Here is a 17,656-nt window from a genome sequence, read left to right as displayed (position 1 = left end):
ACCAGTGGCGTATTTATGCAGACTTCCGGCAGATATACGGGATTGATCTCTCCTTGGATGATATGCACTGGTGGATGTTCAATGGTCTGCTCTGGAATATGCCTTATAAACAGTCATCATTCCAACAGGTTATAGAGATCCGCAGGAAGAAAATCACATCCAAGATGGGAAAAGAAGAGAGACAGGCGATTAAGGAAGCACAGGAAATGTATGCCTTAGAACAGCCGGAAGAAAAGAAAGAGTATACTGAGGATGAGAAAACAAAGATTGACGAATACGATCAGATGATGGCAGAGATCAGAGCAAAGAAGAAAGCAGAAAAGGAACTTGGATTAGCTTAGAAAGAGAGGATTGCATATGGCTGGTGGATATGATGGAGAAATCAGAATAAGGACATTAATTGAAAATGGAGATGCATCCAGCAGCCTGTTGCAGTTAGAAGCAAGGTTTCAGAAATTGACACGGGAATCACAGCGTCTTACCGATCAGATGCGGCAGATGGAACAGATGAGGATTCCGACAGAAGAGTATCAGCAAGTACAAGATCAGCTTAATAAAGACAATACAGCTTTAGATAAATTATTAGAGCGTATGGAACGTTTTAAAGCTGTTGGCGGTAAAACAGATAGTCGTACATTTAAAAATATGCAGTATGACGCAGAACAATTATCGGAATCGATACGGTATGCCAACGGAGAGTTGCAGGCAATGAGAGATACCGGTACCGCCTATGTTGATCCAAAAAGCACAATAGAATATCAGCAGAAAGCAGAGCGTTTAAGAGATGTAAATAGTCAGATGGAGATTTTAAATCAGCGGATGAATGAAGCTGCGGACAGAGAAACCAGAGCCGGAAACACGGGCGAGCAGAGTCTTAGCAAAACACAAAAAGCTGCTGAAAAGGCAAAGACAGCGATTGCCGGCATGATTCCGACGGTCGGAAAAGCAAAAAGTGCTTTATCTTCGGTTGGTAGTGCTGCAAAAAGAGTTTTCGATAGTATTTTTAATCATACCAAGAAATCAGGCGGAATGATTGAAAAATTTGGTAAACGAGTAAAGAAAATTGCTCTAACAATATTGGTATTTCAGTGGGTTTCAAAAGCGTTCCGGGCGATGATTGATAGTATTAAGTCGGGAATCCAGAATTACGCAAAGTATTCCGGTGACTTCAATCAGAAAATGTCAGAACTTAAAACATCGGCAACGAATTTAAAAAATGCGATCGGTGCAGCAGCAGTCCCGATTGTCAGTGCATTGGCACCGGCTTTAACAACACTCTGCAACTGGCTTACCAAAGCGGTCAACCTTTTAAATCAGTTGTTTTCTGCACTTTCTGGAAAAGGTACATGGAGTAAAGCGAAGAACCAACAGGTAGACTATGCAAAATCCTTAAATGGCACTGCGAATGCCGCTAAGAAAGCGAAGGGTGCATTACAGGGATTTGATGAACTGAATGTTATCAGTTCAAATGATTCTGGCAGTGGCGGCGGAAACGGAACTGCAGGTGTGTCATATGAAGATATGCCGATATCAGACAATATTAAAAAGATAAAAGATATACTATCCGGTGAGGATTGGACAGAACTCGGAAAAATCATTGCAGATAAGCTCAACAGTGCAATGAAAAGTATTCCGTGGGATTCTATCCAGGCAGAAGCAGAAAAGACAGGAAAACGAATTGGTACGTTGATAAATGGGTTCGTAAGTGAATTTGACTGGAATTTATTAGGATATACACTTGCGCAGGGAATTAATACAGCACTTATATTTTTGAATACATTCTTAGAAACAGTTGACTGGACAAAACTGGGATCCGGACTGGCTACTGGAATAAACGGTTTGGTAGATAATTTGGACTGGAGTCTGTTGGGGACAACGATCAGCAATGGTTTGAATGCGGCTATTGATACAGCATATGGATTTGTTTCGACACTCGATTGGGGAAAAATGGGGCAGAGCGTAGGACAGGCATTGTCAAATGCAATCCAGAATATCAAGTGGACGGAGTTCGGAGAAACGATCGGAACTGCGGTCACAGGGTTACTCGCATTTTTGGATGAAATAATAAAAAATACAGACTGGAAAGCCTTGGGACAGGGGATCATTGATGCCATTGGAGGATTTTTTGAAACGCTTGACTGGGGAGTTATCGGAGATACATTATCAAGCGCACTGGCGGGATTATGTGATTTTCTTAGTGGTGTAATTGATGAGATTGATTGGAGCGGGATACCAACATACATAGCGCAAAGCATAGCGGATTTATTGAAAGGATTTGACTGGGCGAGTGCAATGGAGAGTGTTGCAGAACTTCTTTTCCAGGCATTAAAGGCCGCTATTGAGTTACAGGATAGTATTTGGGACTTACTCGAAAGCGCTTGGGATAATGTAAAGGATTACTTCAATGACTACATTAAAGAGGCTGGTGGAAATGTAATCGAGGGACTCTATAACGGAATACTGGATGCATTGAAAAATGTTGGAACATGGATTGTAGAAAATATTTTTAACCCATTTATCGAAGGATTCAAGAATGCTTTTGGCATCCATTCCCCATCGACTGTAATGGCAGAAATGGGCGATTATATCATCGAGGGACTTAAAGTTGGATTGACAGGTATGTGGGAAAGAGTGAGTGATATCATTGAAAAATTCAAAGATAATACGAAAAAATCATTTACGGATGTAAAAGACAACGTCATTACCACACTTAATAATATGAAAGAAAAGGTGGAGAATATTTTTCAAAATATGTGGGGCGGAGTCAAAAATATTATCAATACAATGCTTGGCGGCGTAGAGAAAATGGCGAATGGAATGATAAACGGTTTAAACACGATGATAGGTGCTTTGAACGGACTGCAATGGGATATTCCTGATTGGGTACCAATCATAGGTGGAAATAAGTTCGGGTTAAGCATTCCGACAATCAGCAATGTTTCCATCCCACGTCTTGCCAATGGTGGTATCACAACCGGCAGCACTCTCGCAAACATCGGAGAAGCAGGACGCGAAGCAGTACTTCCGCTCGAAAATAACCTGTCTTACATGAAACCGCTTGCAGAAATGATCGCAAGTGAGATGAAAGGCGTGCAGACGGTGCGGATCGTAGCGGACGAAGGAAAGATTTTCAAAATTGTAAAGGAAGAGGCAAACGACTATTACCGGAGAACCGGAAGTCCGGCATTTGACTTTTAGGAGAGGAGCGTATAAATGGCATACAGCGGATTTTTAATAAAAGTAGGCAATTACACAGTTCCTTTCCGGTATATAGAGGCAAAGAAGTATAAATGCGGTATCAAGGGGCAGGATCTTGATACCTACCGGGATGCGAACGGGATACTGCACCGGGAGGCATTGAGTAACGTTTCCATAAAAATGGAATGGGAAACACCGGGAGATATAGACGAAGCTGCATTGCGTCCGCTGATGGACAGTATCAGATCCCAATATTCCCATGCAATCGAAAAGAAATCGCTTGTTACCGCATGGATGCCGGAAATCGGTAATTATGTAACGATGGACTGCTATATGCCCGACGTGGAGTATCAGATAGATTATGCAGATGAATGGACAGTCCAGTATGGATCATTCCGGCTGGCATTTATCGGATATGGAGGTGTAATTGGATGATTGATTTTAAATATGCTGATTTATTTAAACAGAATAGCGTTGATATTCAGCTTGAGATTATTTCTGATGATGGAAAAATCCATATCACAAACACTGAATTTCATGAGGAAGAGTTTGAATTAACGGAAAGCCTGTGTTCACAGTCTGAATTGACTTTTGGTGCCATTGAAGCCGGATCTGTAAAATTCAAGGTTTCAAATATTTTTCTTCCAATGAAAGGAAAATGGCTGACCGCCAGAATGACGATCGGCGGGCACACAGATCAGCCTTTTTTAATAGGAAGATTCAAAGGTTATTCAGATACACCGACTGCTGACAGAAAATACCGAGATGTGGTTGCATATGATGCCCTTTATGACATTTTAAATGCAGATGTGGCAGCATGGTACAACACTGTCTTTCCATCCCATAAAGAGCAGCAGACAGACAAAGACGGGAATAAAACGACTGTTACAGTTTATGATCCGGTCACAATGAAACAGTTCCGGAACAGCTTTTTTAAGCACTTCGGGATTGAGCAGGCTGACATTATACTGGTTAATGACGGCATGTCTATTGAAAAAACAGTTGCAGTCACGGCATCCAGCGAGACAAGTTCTGATACAGAGGAATCGAGCACCATAGGCGAATCTATGAGCGGCAAGGAAGTGTTGTCCTGTATTTGTGAGATCAATGGCTGTATGGGGCATATGGGGCGCGACGGGAAGTTTCATTATATTTATCTGGAACAGGAGATACAGGGACTTTATCCGAGAAACGATCTTTATCCGGCAGATGATTTGTTCCCAAGAGATCCGAAAAGCAACCGTATCGGGAAGGATTTATATATAACGGCTGAGTATGAAGATTTTCTTGTTAAAACAATCAATAAGTTACAGATCCGGGAGCAGAAGAATGATATCGGTGTGATTGTGGGTACTGGAGACAATGCTTATGTGATCGAGGATAATTTTCTTGTCTATGGTAAAGGAACGAAAGAATTAAAAGGCATTGCAAACAATGTTCTTTCAAAGATCAGGGGGATTGTTTATCGCCCGTTTACGGCAGACTGCAAAGGAAATCCGTGCCTTGAGGTCGGGGATGCAGTGCGGCTGCCGACCAGATATGAACTGATCGAGTCCTATATTCTGAAAAGAACTCTGAAAGGCATACAGGCTTTGCGTGATGATTTGGAAGCGGATGGGGAAGAGTACCGGACAAACGGGGCGAACGGAATACAGAAAAGTATTTTAAAGCTCAAAGGCAAGAGCAATGTGTTGGAGCGAACCATCGAAAAGACACAGAGCACGATCGAGAATAAAGAAGAACAACTGATATCACGGATCACACAGACAGCCGATACAATTCGGACCGAAGTGAAGAACACAAAAGAAGGTCTGGAATCGTCCATAAATCAGACGGCCAGCGAAATAAAGATGACGGTTGCCGGTTCGGAAGATGTGTGGGATACGACAGGGTATACGATAGCAATTACATCCTACGGTGCGCCGGATTCAATTTTGGATTCAAAAGGTAATAAAGTTTATCCGGCCGATAAGTATAAAAACAAATATTATTTGGATCAGAAAACAGGATATCTGTATTTATCAGGCGGGACCTCGTGGAAAAAGGTAGCTGAATTACAAAAAGTTTCAAAAAAATTGGAAGCATCCATCAAAGTGGAACGGGACAGAATCACAAGTCTTGTTAGTGAAACAACGGATGGTAGCAACCCTGATTCGCTTAAATCACAGATCACGCAGACTGCGAAAGAGATCCGTTCGGAAGTTACAGCTTCGCAAACAATTTGGGATACCGGCGGGAAAAAGGTTAGCTATCAGGGATATACAGATCCAGATGAAAAATATCCGGCAAGCGAAAAATATAATGGTAAGTATTATTTAAATCAGCAAAATGGATATCTGTATCAGTGTATTGAAGTAGTACTGAACAATCCTGATGGAAATCAAACGATAATAAAACATCAATGGAATGGACCAATAAAATGCAAAAAGCTATCAGTAAGTGCGTCCAGTGTTATTTCTCAGACAGCAAATGAAATTAGTTCCAAAGTGTCGAAAGATAGTGTTGTTTCAGAAATCAACCAGTCAGCCGAGGGTATCAAAATTAAAGCAAAACTGCTTGAATTAAAAGGTTCTATGGAAATGACCGGGGGATATATGCATATTCAAACGGAAGAGTCTGTAGAAAACCTTATTGAATTTAAACGCAGTGGAACACTTGTACAGATGGGAACGGATGGATTTCGAACAGTGGAAGGGACGCTTGAAAGTCCTGTTCATAAATGTACGGTTCAATATAATCAGGTTTCATTGCATAAAGGCGCAAACGATAATGACCACATGATGATCCATTTAGACGGAGATACCGGAGTAGGTGGATTCAGAGGTGGAGTAATTAATGGATCTGACAAAAGAATAAAAAACACAATTTTAGATTTAAGCAAAAAGCAATCATCTGAGTTTATTTATTCTTTAAGAGCAAAATCGTATCGTTATAATTTCGAAAAGGATGGATTTCATCATGGCTTTATAGCACAGGATGTTTTGGAAAGTGTGGAAGAAGGATGGAATATTTGCCCTCAAATTTTCTCAAACGGTAACGGAGAAAAGTATTACGGACTGAATTATACAGAGCTGATCGCTGATCTGGTTGCCACAGTGCAGTTGCAGCATGACGAGATAGAACAGTTAAAGGAAAAGGTGAGTAATTTATGATAAATGTAAAAATTCGTGAATTTGAAAATGACATTATCAATTATGTAAATTTGTGCGAGGATGTTCCAATCGAAGCTAAGTACCTGGTGTTTAAGGATATTCTGCAGCAAATCAAGGAAGAGGCAAACAGGCAGGTTACAGTAGAGCGGGAACAAATGAAGCTTGCAAAGGAAAAGGAGAGTGAGGAACATGAATAAAGCGCATAGTGATATTAATTGGGAGGATTATCCGAGTGATGAAACGCCGCTTAATGAAAGAAATCTCAACAAAATGGATAGTGCCATTGATGTCATTGATGATCGTGTAATCACTCTTGATACCACAAAAGCCACAAAAGCAGAGGTAGCAACTCTTGTTGCAGACGTGACCTTTGAGGAATCGACCGGAATCATTACGATCACAAAAAAGAACGGTTCTAAGATTGCAATCGATACACAGATGGAGAAGATCGCTGTCAACTTCACATACAATTCAACTACACAGCAGATTATCCTGACGCTGATTGATGGAACAAAACAGTACATAGATCTGTCAGCATTGATTACGCAGTATGAATTTCTTGATTCTGATACAGTGGCATTTTATATCGATTCATCCGGCAAGGTGTCGGCAATCGTGAAAGAGGGAAGCATTGAGGAAAAGCATTTAGAACCAAATTATCTTGCCAAGATTAAGGTTGAGGCGGCAAAAGCCGAATTGAGCCAGAAAGCGGCAGCAACGTCTGAAGCCAATGCCAAAGCAAGTGAGGATGCCGCAAAAGCCAGTGAAACAGCTGCAAAAAAATCAGAGGACAATGCCAAGGCGTCCGAGACAGCGGCAGCGAAGTCAGCTACGGCGGCAGCGGCATCCGAAAGCAACGCAAAAGTCAGTGAGACATCCGCCAGTGAATCATCCGCCACAGCCACGGAGAAAGCATCGTCCGCCAGTCAGTCAGCTGATACAGCAGCCGAAAAAGCAGATATTGCAACTCAAAAGGCTGCGGAGATCATCGGTAAAGCGGAATCTGCAGAAGAAAGTGCAACCAAGGCACAGAGTTATGCTGTTGGTGGTACAGGAAGCAGAGAGGGCGAGGATTCTGACAATGCCAAGTATTACTATCAGCAGGCAAAAGATGTATCCGAAGCTATTAAAGGTGGATTGCAGCCACACGGAACAGTTGCATTTGCAGATCTTCCGGCACTTGCGGATGTTAGCACAGGGTGGATGTTCAATATTTCAGACGAATTTACCACCACGGATGACTTTAAAGAGGGAGCAGGGAATGTAATTCCTGCCGGTGCCAATATTTATAAAACATCAGATGAAAAGTGGGACGTGCTTGCCGGAACTCCGGTAACTGGAATTAAAGGTGTCAACGAAGATTCTTTTCGTCGTGGAAATGTAGTGCTTACGGCAAAAGATGTTGGCGCAGTGTCAACCGGGGGAGATACAGCAGAGAATACCACAGCATTTACGGCAGCATCCGCAAGAGAAAATCTCAAAAGCAGTGAATCCCATGCGACTCTGTTCGGAAAGATTGTAAAGTGGTTTTCTGATCTGAAAGAAGTTGCATTTACCGGAAAAATCCCATGGTCTGACGTGACAGGTAAACCGAGTACATACGCACCATCCAGCCATACGCATGATGAACGATATTATACAGAAAGTGAAGTTGATTCTATATATTCTGGTATTATGCAGAATCTTATCAGCGGAGACGAAAATGTGACGACAAAATTATCAAAAAACATTGCAAATGGAGATGCGACGCTTGATAACAGAATAACAGCAGTTGCCAACGCATTAAAAGGATATCTTCCGTTGTCAGGCGGAACGTTAACGGGAAGTTTAAATATTGAATCTGGAAAATATATCCATGGAACACATACAAACGGAACAATTCTTGACATTCTGGGATTAAATAAGAACAATAACTGCCATGTCGGGAATGATACAACTCCGACGTTTCTTCATGGAGCGGGGTATCAATTAGATATATCTGGAGCATTCATTTGTCCGAATGTATCGAACCAGATGTCATGCGGAACAAAAAATAAATTATGGACAACTGTTTTTTCGAAAACAGGCGCTATTAATACCTCTGATCGTACAAAAAAACATAATATTATCGATTTAACGGAAGCGTATGAGCAGCTGTTTTTAAAATTAAAACCGAAGTCATTTATTTTTAACGATGGCGACCGTGTACATATTGGTGCTATCTCGCAGGATGTCGAAGATGCCATGCATGAGCTTGGAATGTCGGCAGAGGAGTTTGCAGGATTTTGTAAGGATATTCGGTATGATTATCGGGAATATAATGATGACGGAACACCTGTAGAATCTTCAAAAATTCCATGTAAAGACGAAGATGGAAATATCATTTATGATTACGCATTGCGGTATCAGGAATTTATCTTTCTAACTGTTTACATGGTGCAGAAACTTTGGAACCGTGTGGAAATATTAGAAAAAGAAAATGCAGAGATGAGAGATCAGATTAAATTGATGCAGCAGGATATTGCAGAATTAAAAAAATCAAGAGTCTAAGAGCCGATTACATGACCGCGTGTTGTGTAGCCGGCTCTTTTAAATAACAAGCCTTCGGGCAGAAAGAGAGGAAAATTTTATGAAATTTGACAAAATCAACATGATCTATGGATTGATCGCAACAATCGGGGCGGCACTATTCGGCGAGTACTGGTTTTTATTTGCCGGATTCCTGATCCTAAATGTGATCGACTATGCAACCGGGTACTGTAAGGCAAGATTCTATAAAAAGAATGAGTCGAGCGCCATCGGTGCAAAGGGCATCTTTAAAAAGGTGTGGTACTGGGTGGTGATCGGACTTGCCTTTTTCATATCGAATTGTTTTATAACAATGGGCGAGGTCATAGGCGTGCAGCTTGAATTTGTACTGCTGTTTGGATGGTTTACCCTTGCTACATATTTGATAAATGAAATCCGGAGCATCTTGGAAAATTTGGTAGAGATGAATGTGAATGTGCCACAGTTTTTAATTGCAGGACTGGATATTACACAGAAATTGTTAGACAGCAAAACAGAGATTAAAGAAAGCGAGGTAGAAGTTAATGGCAAATAGAAAAATCGGACAGGCAGGTCTTAAGCTCATCATGGAGTTTGAGGGCTGCCGACTTACAGCCTATCAGTGTTCTGCAGGTGTGTGGACGATCGGGTACGGTCACACTGCCGGAGTATATAAAGGGATGAAGATCTCACAGGCACAGGCAGATGCATTTTTAAAGCAGGACATAGCAAAGTTTGAAAAGTACATTAATAATCCGTCTTATGTTCCGTTTACAGAGCAGCTCAACCAGAATCAGTTTGATGCACTGGTCAGCTTTGCTTTTAACCTGGGACAGGGAAATGTGAAAAAGCTGTGTGTTGGAAGAAATATTAATCAGATTACATCAGCAATGCAGCAGTATTGTAAAGCCGCGGGTAAAACATTGCCGGGATTACAGAGAAGAAGAAAAGCCGAAGCGGCTCTCTATAATAAGAAAGTAGAGGATTGCACTGGTGCAACTGCAGTAAAGGAAAGTGAGGACTATAACATGAAGACAATTAAAAAAGGCAGTAAAGGCAACGCAGTAAAGGTATGGCAGATCATCATCGGTACGACACCGGACGGCATTTTTGGCAGTGGAACGGAGAGTGTGACAAAGACCTGGCAGAAGAACCACGGACTGACGGCGGATGGAATTGTTGGAAAGAACTCGTGGAAAACAGGGTTAGAGTCGTTATAAAAGATTGATCACTGCGGGAGTGGATGGTAAGGTCTATATTGAGTGATAAAGTGGTAAAACAAATTTTGTCATGAAATTTGTCATGAAAAGTTCAAAGTGGCGCAAATGCTGACATTATGAGTCTTAATTTAATGGGTTCGACTCCCGTCAGGTCCACTCGTAAAGTGCCGTATTTGCGGCACTTTTTTTAATTCGTGTTGCATTTCTTGCAGCGATATTTGCCAGCATGTCACTGAACACAACCAGATCAGCAGCGAGGATAGCAAGATCATCATCCGGCAGTCAGCAAGCTGGCAGGCAATGGTTGAAAGAATCTTTGAATTTTAAAATGAGATAACAAAGTAGCCCTGTGGCTTAAAGATTTTCAGCTATTTTTATACTCAGATCCATATAGATACAACGGTTTTCCGGCAGTTTCCCGGTCAGCAGATAATCCATAAGAAGAGAGAGTGATAAAGCACCCTGTTCGTCCGGCTGCTGGCAGATCGTTGCAGAGATTATGCCGTTTTGTATCATTTCACAGGTTGATGGGACGGCATCAAATGTAATGATTTTAAGAGGACGCTGCAGGGTGGCATTTAAAACCGCACGACATCCGCCGTAAACACCGGCTGCCGTAAAATAGAGTGCGGACAGATCCGGATGGCGGTCTAAAAGATCAGAAACTACCGCATAACTCTGGTAATCATCATCATTGTTCTCTACAACATCCACAATCCGGATATTCGGATGCTTTGCATGGAGATGCGAGGTAAAACCACTGATACGCTCTTCATGGCAGAGTACATTGTGCGAGCCGGTTACGATTCCGACACTTGCATAATCCCCGGAAAAAAGATGTAATAATCCTGCAGCAGTCTGCCCACATTTGTGATAGTCACTGCCGACATATGCGATGCGTTTCGAATCCGGCATATCGGTGTTGATCGTGATGCAGGGGATGCCATTCTCCCAGAGGGCATCTATTTTTTCCTGTATGACAGGGTCATTATAGGGAGAGAGAATCAGTCCGTGAATATCTTCTTTTACCAGATCGTCAATCGTCGCAAGCTGGATCTGCAGATCAAAAGAAATGCGGCGTTCAATTACAGCGCATCCGTAGATAGAAAGCTCTTCGAGTTTTTTGTGGAGACCATCCATGACTTCGTCAAAAAACGGATTTTCAGCGCCAAAAAGCAGGACACCGATCTTTATTTTTTTCTTTTGTGCAGCAAGCGCAATGCCAGCCTTGTTTGGCTGATAGTCTAAGAGTTTTGCGATTTCTAAAACTTTCCGTTCTGTCTCAGCATTGACAATGCCGCGGTGATTTAATACACGATCCACAGTGCCGCGTGAAACACCGGATAGTTCTGCAATTTCTTTCATGGTAGCCATATAAAAACCCCTTTTTCGTTTCAATCAATTCATATAGATAAAGATAACATAAAAACAGACAGGTTGTCAACTTGTGTGCATGTGCACAGAAACGGGTATATAAAAAGAAGCATATATTAAAGTGAAAGGAGCACTGCCGGCATAAAACTATGTATAAAAGTGACTGCATAAGTAAATGTAAACAAAAATGAATTAGAAAAAATGTACAAAAAGTATATTGCAAAATGACCATACAGGATGTATGATAAATAAAACGTGCACGAGCACATAATGATATGATTGATAAAAAGGAGAACGGTATGCTGTACATAGGAATTGATCTTGGAACATCTTCCGTGAAGCTGCTTTTGATGGATGCAGCCGGAAATGTGAAAAATATCGTATCAAGAGAATATCCTCTTTATTTTCCAAATCCCGGTTGGTCAGAACAGAAGCCACAGGACTGGTACAAAGAGACGATGCAGGGGTTAAAAGAACTTTTGGAAGGTTTTCCAAAAGAAGAAGTTGCTGGAATCAGTTTTGGGGGTCAGATGCATGGACTGGTCATTCTTGATGACAAGGATGAGGTGATCCGGCCGGCAATCTTGTGGAACGATGGCAGAACGACAGAGGAATGTGATTATTTAAACAATGAGATAGGAAAAGATACATTGTCAAAGTATACGGCGAATATTTCATTTACCGGTTTTACTGCACCAAAGATTTTGTGGGTAAAAAATAAAGAACCGGAGAATTTTGCAAGGATCAAAAAGATTATGCTGCCGAAAGATTATCTTGCATATAAGCTGACTGGAGAGCACTGTACAGATGTTTCCGATGCATCCGGTATGCTGCTTTTAGATGTAAAGAACCGTTGCTGGTCGAAGGAAATGTGCAAGATCTGTGGTATTACGACAGATATGCTGCCGAAGTTATATGAGAGTTATGAATGTGTTGGAACGATCTTGCCGGAGATTGCAAAAGAGCTTGGTCTATCGGAAAAAGTAAAAGTGGCAGCAGGTGCCGGAGATAATGCGGCTGCTGCAGTTGCGACCGGAACCGTTGGGGATGGCAGATGCAATATTTCACTGGGAACAAGTGGAACAATCTTTATTTCTTCTGCTAAATTTGGTGTAGATAAATACAATGCACTTCATGCATTCTGTGATGCAAACGGTGCTTATCATCTGATGGGATGTATGTTATCTGCTGCATCCTGCAATAAATGGTGGATGGATGAGATCATCGGAACGAAAGATTACAAAAAAGAGCAGGAATCGATCAAAAAGTTAGGTGAGAACCATGTATATTATCTGCCATATCTGATGGGAGAGCGTTCCCCGTACAACAATCCGAATGCGAGAGCTACTTTTATTGGCATGACGATGGATACGACAAGAGCGGATATGACACAGGCAGTGTTAGAGGGTGTTGCGTTTGCACTTCGTGATTCTTTTGAAGTTGCAAAAACACTTGGCATTCCGATCGAGCGTACAAAGATCTGCGGAGGCGGTGCAAAGAGTCCTTTGTGGAAGAAGATCATCGCAAATGTATTGAATATCAAAGTGGATGTGCTTGAGACAGAAGAAGGACCATCCCTTGGAGGGGCAATGCTCGCTGCTGTTGCATGTGGTGAGTACAAAGATGTGGAATCTGCTGCGGCTGCAATCGTAAAGGTCGTTGATACGGTAGAACCGGAGCCGGAGCTTGCTGCAAAATATGAGGCACGTTACCAGCAGTTTAAAAATATTTATCCGGCGTGCAAAGACCTGTTTGACAAGATCATCTGACGGTCAGATATAAAGTGTATAAAACAAATGAAATAGAATGATAAGAAAAGAGGAATAAGGGCATGCAGATTTATGAGGTTACGGATGCGCGTTTCCGAAAATACGGAAAAGTGATCCGGAATATTGATTTTTCAGCATTGACAGAAGCAATGAAAAAGACACCGGTTCCATCTGATGTAGTTTATGAGCCGTCAATCGCAGAATTAGAAGCATTACCGGTGGCAAAGGAAATCGAGAAAGTCTTTTACGGAGAACTTCCGATCCAGATCGGATATTGTAATGGACATAATGAGCTTTTGAATGCAGTGGAATATCACCGCAGCTCAGAGATCAATCTTGCAGCAACCGACGCAGTATTAATATTGGGATCAGAGGCAGATGTGACCGATGATTTTACTTATGAGACTGCAAAGATGGAGGCATTCCGGATTCCGGCAGGAACAGCCGTGGAGGTGTATGCAACCACATTACATTATGCGCCATGTCATGTGGACGATGCAGGATTTCAGGTGGCAGTTATTCTGCCAAAAGGCACCAATTATCCGTTAGATGAGACACATGCTGACGGAGAGGATGCACTTCTTGCAGCTAAGAATAAATGGCTGATCGGTCATGCCGAGGGCGGTCTGCCGGAGGGAAGTCATATCGGACTCATCGGCAAGAACTTAAATGTCAGAGAATAAATTTTTATTTAATAAGTATGTACAGAAAAAGAAAGCGGAGGAAAACAAAATGAATAACATTCCAGAAGTAAAAGTTGGTATCGTGGCAGTCAGCCGTGACTGCTTCCCAGAGTCATTATCGGTAAACAGAAGAGAGGCATTAGTAAAGGCTTACACTGAAAAATACAGTGCAGCAGACATTTATGAGTGCCCGATCTGTATCGTGGAGAGCGAGATCCACATGGTACAGGCATTAGAGGACATTAAGAAAGCAGGATGTAATGCACTCTGCGTATATCTTGGCAACTTCGGACCAGAGATTTCCGAGACACTGCTTGCAAAACATTTCGAGGGACCAAAGATGTTTGTCGCAGCAGCAGAGGAGACACAGGATAACCTGATCCAGGGACGTGGAGATGCATACTGTGGTATGTTAAATGCAAGCTATAACTTAAAATTAAGAAATGTACATGCATACATCCCGGAGTATCCGGTCGGAGATGCTGCAGATTGTGCAGACATGATCCATGATTTTCTGCCGATCGCAAGAACTGTCATCGGATTATCAGAATTAAAGATCATTTCTTTCGGACCAAGACCATTAAACTTCCTTGCATGTAATGCACCGATCCAGCAGTTATATAATCTTGGCGTTGAAATTGAGGAAAATTCCGAACTGGATTTGTTTGAGGCATTTAATAAACATGCAGGAGATGAGCGTATCCCGGCAGTTGTTGCAGATATGGAAAAAGAACTGGGAGCTGGAAATAAAAAACCGGAGATCCTTGCTAAACTTGCACAGTATGAACTGACACTGACTGACTGGGTGGAAGAACACAGAGGTTACCGTAAATATGTTGCTATCGCCGGCAAATGCTGGCCAGCATTCCAGACACAGTTTGGATTTGTACCATGTTATGTAAACAGCCGTCTGACAGGACGTGGAATCCCGGTTTCCTGCGAGGTAGATATCTACGGAACATTGAGTGAGTTTATCGGAACCTGCGTGAGCCAGGATGCTGTTACTTTACTTGACATCAATAACTCTGTACCGAAAGATATGTATGAAGAGTCTATCAAAGGTAAATTTGATTATAAACATACTGACACCTTTATGGGATTCCATTGTGGAAATACATGCTCTAAGAAACTTGCAAGCTGTGAGATGAAATATCAGATGATCATGGCAAGAAGCCTTCCGATCGAGGTAACAAATGGAACCTTAGAGGGAGATATTGCACCTGGTGATATCACATTCTACCGTCTGCAGTCTACTTCCGACAACAAGATCCGTGCATATGTGGCACAGGGAGAGGTACTTCCGGTTGCAACACGTTCTTTTGGTTCCATCGGTGTATTTGCAATCCCTGAGATGGGAAGATTCTACCGTCATGTGCTGATCGAGAAAAATTATCCGCATCACGGTGCTGTTGCATTCGGACATTACGGAAAAGCGCTGTTTGAGGTATTTAAATATCTTGGAGTTCCAATGGAAGATATTAACTATAACCAGCCAGCATCCCTGCCATACCCGACAGAGAATCCATTTGCATAAAATACACATAAATTAATATATTACCTGAAAACCCACGCATTCAAAACGTAACATACCGTTTTGGATGCGTGGGTTTTATTTTTTGAATGGCAGATTGTAGAACCCCGAAACTGGAAATATCTACTTGTAGAATCGCGCGTTATCCTCTGTTACAATGCAGATACATCAAAATGAAACAAAAATGTAATATTTACTTAATAAAAAGTAAATATCTGTAAATGGAGGATTTCTACATAATGAAAAACAGAAACAAGATCGTAGCATTTTTACTGGCAGGAGTGCTTGCAGCGGGGCATGGAAGTGTGGTGTATGCAGATGTGTCATGGGATCTGTGCGCAGTGAATGAAAAACGCATGCGGCTGGAGGTACCGGAAAATGAAAAAAAACATACGGACAGTGCAGAAAATAATGGAAATGCAGACATTGAAGAGCATGAAATACCACAGACCACATCGGAATATGCCGACATCGGTATTGCGTCCGTGTTAAATTATGTGAATTTACGCGCAGAGCCGTCTGTGGAAAGCGAGGCACTCGGAAAACTTTATAATAACAGTGCAGCGACGGTGTTAGAGACGGTGACGGATGAGGCAGGAGAGGAATGGTATCTGGTCAGCTCCGGTTCGGTGGAAAATGCCTATGTGAAGGCGGAATATGTAAAAGTTGGAGATGAGGATCTGGCGCGAGGCGTCAGCACGCGCTATGCGACGGTAACAACAACGACGTTGTTTGTGCGCACCGAGCCGGGAACAGAGTCATCTGTGCTTACCATGCTGCCGGAGGGTGAGGACGTGGTCGTCTATGATGCGTTGGATGAGTACGGATGGTACCGTGTGTCGACGGAGGAAGGATTGGGATACGTTTCGGGAGAGTATGTGACGATCCGGACAGAATTTCGTGTGGCAGAGTCGAAGGAGGAAGAAAAAGAGAGATTAGAGCGCGAGGAAGCGGAGCGCCAGGCGGCAGCGGCTGCGGCGGAAGCGGCAAGGAAGGCGCGTGCGGAGGAAGAAAGAAAGGCAGCAGAGGCAGCAAGAAAGGCACAGCAGGAAGCGGTAAAAACAGCAGCACAGCAGCAAAGTTCAGAAAAAACACAGCAGCAGTCACAAAATGCGCAACATGCGCAAAAAAACGATGATACTGCACAGGGAAGCAGTGATCAGGGAAAAAATAACAGTCAGTCAGGCGGTAATACAGCTACAAAGCCACAAAAAGTTTCCAATGGACAGGCGGTTGTTAATTATGCGGCACAGTTTGTAGGTAACCCATATGTCTACGGTGGCAGTAGTCTGACGAACGGAGCAGACTGTTCCGGGTTTGTGATGAGCGTATATGCAGCATTTGGAATCAGTCTTCCACATTCTTCAAGTGCACTGCGCAGTGTCGGATACGGTGTCAGCCTGGATGCGATACAGCCGGGGGATATTGTATGTTACAGCGGACATGTGGGAATTTATGCCGGAAATAACACATTGCTTCATGCAAGTTCTCCAAGTTCGGGAATCAAATACACGTCGCCTGTCAATTATCGTGAAATTTTGTCGATAAGAAGGATCTTTTAAGATATTGGAAAAATCTGGGTGCGCAACCGATTGAAAGATTGTGAAGAATTCTAAAACAAAGGTGAAAAATAAGGCACATTCATGTATTTTTGCACAAGTATAAATATACATTTTGCGACAGAAAACAAAAGCTATGTTAATATTTTGTCAAACGGGAGAAAAATAAAATCCATTATTGTCATTATGCTTAGAAACTAAAAATAAAAAAATAGTTTCCTAAAATTGACAAATGAAAAAAAATGTGCAATAATCGCAAGCTGATAAGAAAAAACAATGTTTTTGGTTTTCGATGTAGGAAGGAATGAGTCGAATGGTTGAAAGAAAAATCAAATTATCTGACACGGAGGAAGTAAAGGATTTTGTAAAGGCTGCCGGAAAATGTGATTTTGAAATTGATGTATGTTACAGCAGAGCAGTAATTGATGCAAAATCTTTGCTTGGAATGCTTTATCTGGGTGTGTGCAAAGAGCTTACCATCAAATATGGCGGTAGAGATGCCCGCTTTGAGCAGGTCGTAGGAAAATACGCAATAGCTTAAAGCAGAGGTCATGCCCATCAGGTATTGATGTATAACAGAAGATAAAGGGATAGATGAAAAGACTGATTACATATATCTGGAAAGGTATGTGGAATCAGTCTTT

The 17,656-nt window shown here is 42.1% G+C and carries 15 protein-coding genes; 13 read left to right on the top strand and 2 right to left on the bottom strand.

What is annotated here, in order from left to right; translation table 11 throughout:
• The 8 genes from DW650_RS17290 to DW650_RS17250 form a co-directional block, all read left to right on the top strand.
• Nucleotides 1-341, top strand: a 341-nt coding sequence (locus DW650_RS17290; RefSeq protein ID WP_243103010.1) for a Gp15 family bacteriophage protein, incomplete at its 5' end; no start/stop codon positions are given.
• A 16-nt stretch (nucleotides 342-357) separates the two neighbouring features.
• A complete protein-coding gene (locus tag DW650_RS17285) occupies nucleotides 358-3,198 on the top strand; it encodes a hypothetical protein (protein ID WP_118210645.1) in 2,841 nt (946 codons plus the stop codon).
• A gap of 15 nt (nucleotides 3,199-3,213) precedes the next feature.
• A complete protein-coding gene (locus tag DW650_RS17280; RefSeq protein WP_118210644.1) occupies nucleotides 3,214-3,633 on the top strand; it encodes a DUF6711 family protein in 420 nt (139 codons plus the stop codon).
• On the top strand, nucleotides 3,630-6,350 hold the full coding sequence (locus DW650_RS20220; protein WP_243103009.1) for a tail fiber domain-containing protein: 2,721 nt from the start codon (nucleotides 3,630-3,632) through the stop codon (nucleotides 6,348-6,350). Before DW650_RS17280 ends, DW650_RS20220 begins: the two co-directional genes overlap by 4 nt.
• Entirely contained in the window at nucleotides 6,347-6,547 is a 201-nt protein-coding gene (locus tag DW650_RS17265) for a hypothetical protein (RefSeq protein WP_118210643.1), read from the top strand. The genes DW650_RS20220 and DW650_RS17265 overlap by 4 nt, the downstream gene beginning before the upstream one ends.
• A complete protein-coding gene (locus DW650_RS17260; RefSeq protein WP_118210642.1) occupies nucleotides 6,540-8,879 on the top strand; it encodes a tail fiber domain-containing protein in 2,340 nt (779 codons plus the stop codon). The genes DW650_RS17265 and DW650_RS17260 overlap by 8 nt, the downstream gene beginning before the upstream one ends.
• Before the next feature lie 79 nt (nucleotides 8,880-8,958).
• Complete coding sequence (locus DW650_RS17255) at nucleotides 8,959-9,432, top strand: phage holin family protein (protein WP_118210641.1); 474 nt, start codon at nucleotides 8,959-8,961, stop codon at nucleotides 9,430-9,432.
• Nucleotides 9,422-10,096: a glycoside hydrolase family protein gene (locus DW650_RS17250; protein WP_118210640.1), complete on the top strand. Its 675-nt coding sequence runs from the start codon at nucleotides 9,422-9,424 to the stop codon at nucleotides 10,094-10,096. Before DW650_RS17255 ends, DW650_RS17250 begins: the two co-directional genes overlap by 11 nt.
• Before the next feature lie 147 nt (nucleotides 10,097-10,243).
• Here the strand turns inward: DW650_RS17250 and DW650_RS20800 are convergent, their stop codons facing one another.
• Both DW650_RS20800 and DW650_RS17245 read right to left on the bottom strand, forming a co-directional pair.
• Nucleotides 10,244-10,378 carry a DUF6774 domain-containing protein gene (locus DW650_RS20800; RefSeq protein ID WP_408639578.1) on the bottom strand — a complete coding sequence of 45 codons (135 nt, stop codon included), beginning with the start codon at nucleotides 10,376-10,378 and terminating at the stop codon, nucleotides 10,244-10,246.
• A 72-nt stretch (nucleotides 10,379-10,450) separates the two neighbouring features.
• Nucleotides 10,451-11,470, bottom strand: coding sequence for a LacI family DNA-binding transcriptional regulator (locus tag DW650_RS17245; protein WP_118210639.1), 1,020 nt, complete (start codon nucleotides 11,468-11,470; stop codon nucleotides 10,451-10,453).
• Between the two features lie 299 nt (nucleotides 11,471-11,769).
• Here DW650_RS17245 and xylB point away from each other — a divergent pair, with 299 nt between their 5' ends.
• The 5 genes from xylB (at nucleotide 11,770) to DW650_RS17220 (ending at nucleotide 17,553) form a co-directional block, all read left to right on the top strand.
• Nucleotides 11,770-13,239 carry a xylulokinase gene (gene xylB / locus DW650_RS17240; RefSeq protein WP_118210638.1) on the top strand — a complete coding sequence of 490 codons (1,470 nt, stop codon included), beginning with the start codon at nucleotides 11,770-11,772 and terminating at the stop codon, nucleotides 13,237-13,239.
• Nucleotides 13,240-13,301: 62 nt separating this feature from the next.
• The gene (locus tag DW650_RS17235) at nucleotides 13,302-13,922 is read left to right on the top strand and encodes a DUF4867 family protein (RefSeq protein WP_118210637.1); all 621 of its coding nucleotides are present in this window, start codon (nucleotides 13,302-13,304) and stop codon (nucleotides 13,920-13,922) included.
• A gap of 49 nt (nucleotides 13,923-13,971) precedes the next feature.
• Entirely contained in the window at nucleotides 13,972-15,456 is a 1,485-nt protein-coding gene (locus DW650_RS17230) for an L-fucose/L-arabinose isomerase family protein (RefSeq protein ID WP_118210658.1), read from the top strand.
• A gap of 218 nt (nucleotides 15,457-15,674) precedes the next feature.
• On the top strand, nucleotides 15,675-17,015 hold the full coding sequence (locus tag DW650_RS17225; protein WP_118210636.1) for a C40 family peptidase: 1,341 nt from the start codon (nucleotides 15,675-15,677) through the stop codon (nucleotides 17,013-17,015).
• A gap of 310 nt (nucleotides 17,016-17,325) precedes the next feature.
• On the top strand, nucleotides 17,326-17,553 hold the full coding sequence (locus DW650_RS17220; RefSeq protein ID WP_117921290.1) for an HPr family phosphocarrier protein: 228 nt from the start codon (nucleotides 17,326-17,328) through the stop codon (nucleotides 17,551-17,553).
• Nucleotides 17,554-17,656: the final 103 nt, after the last annotated feature.

The sequence above is a fragment of the Roseburia sp. AM23-20 genome (genome assembly GCF_003470905.1).
Classification (GTDB): domain Bacteria; phylum Bacillota; class Clostridia; order Lachnospirales; family Lachnospiraceae; genus Roseburia; species Roseburia rectibacter.
Note: the sequence above shows the minus strand (reverse complement) of the source record. Positions and strands in the feature narration are given on the sequence as shown.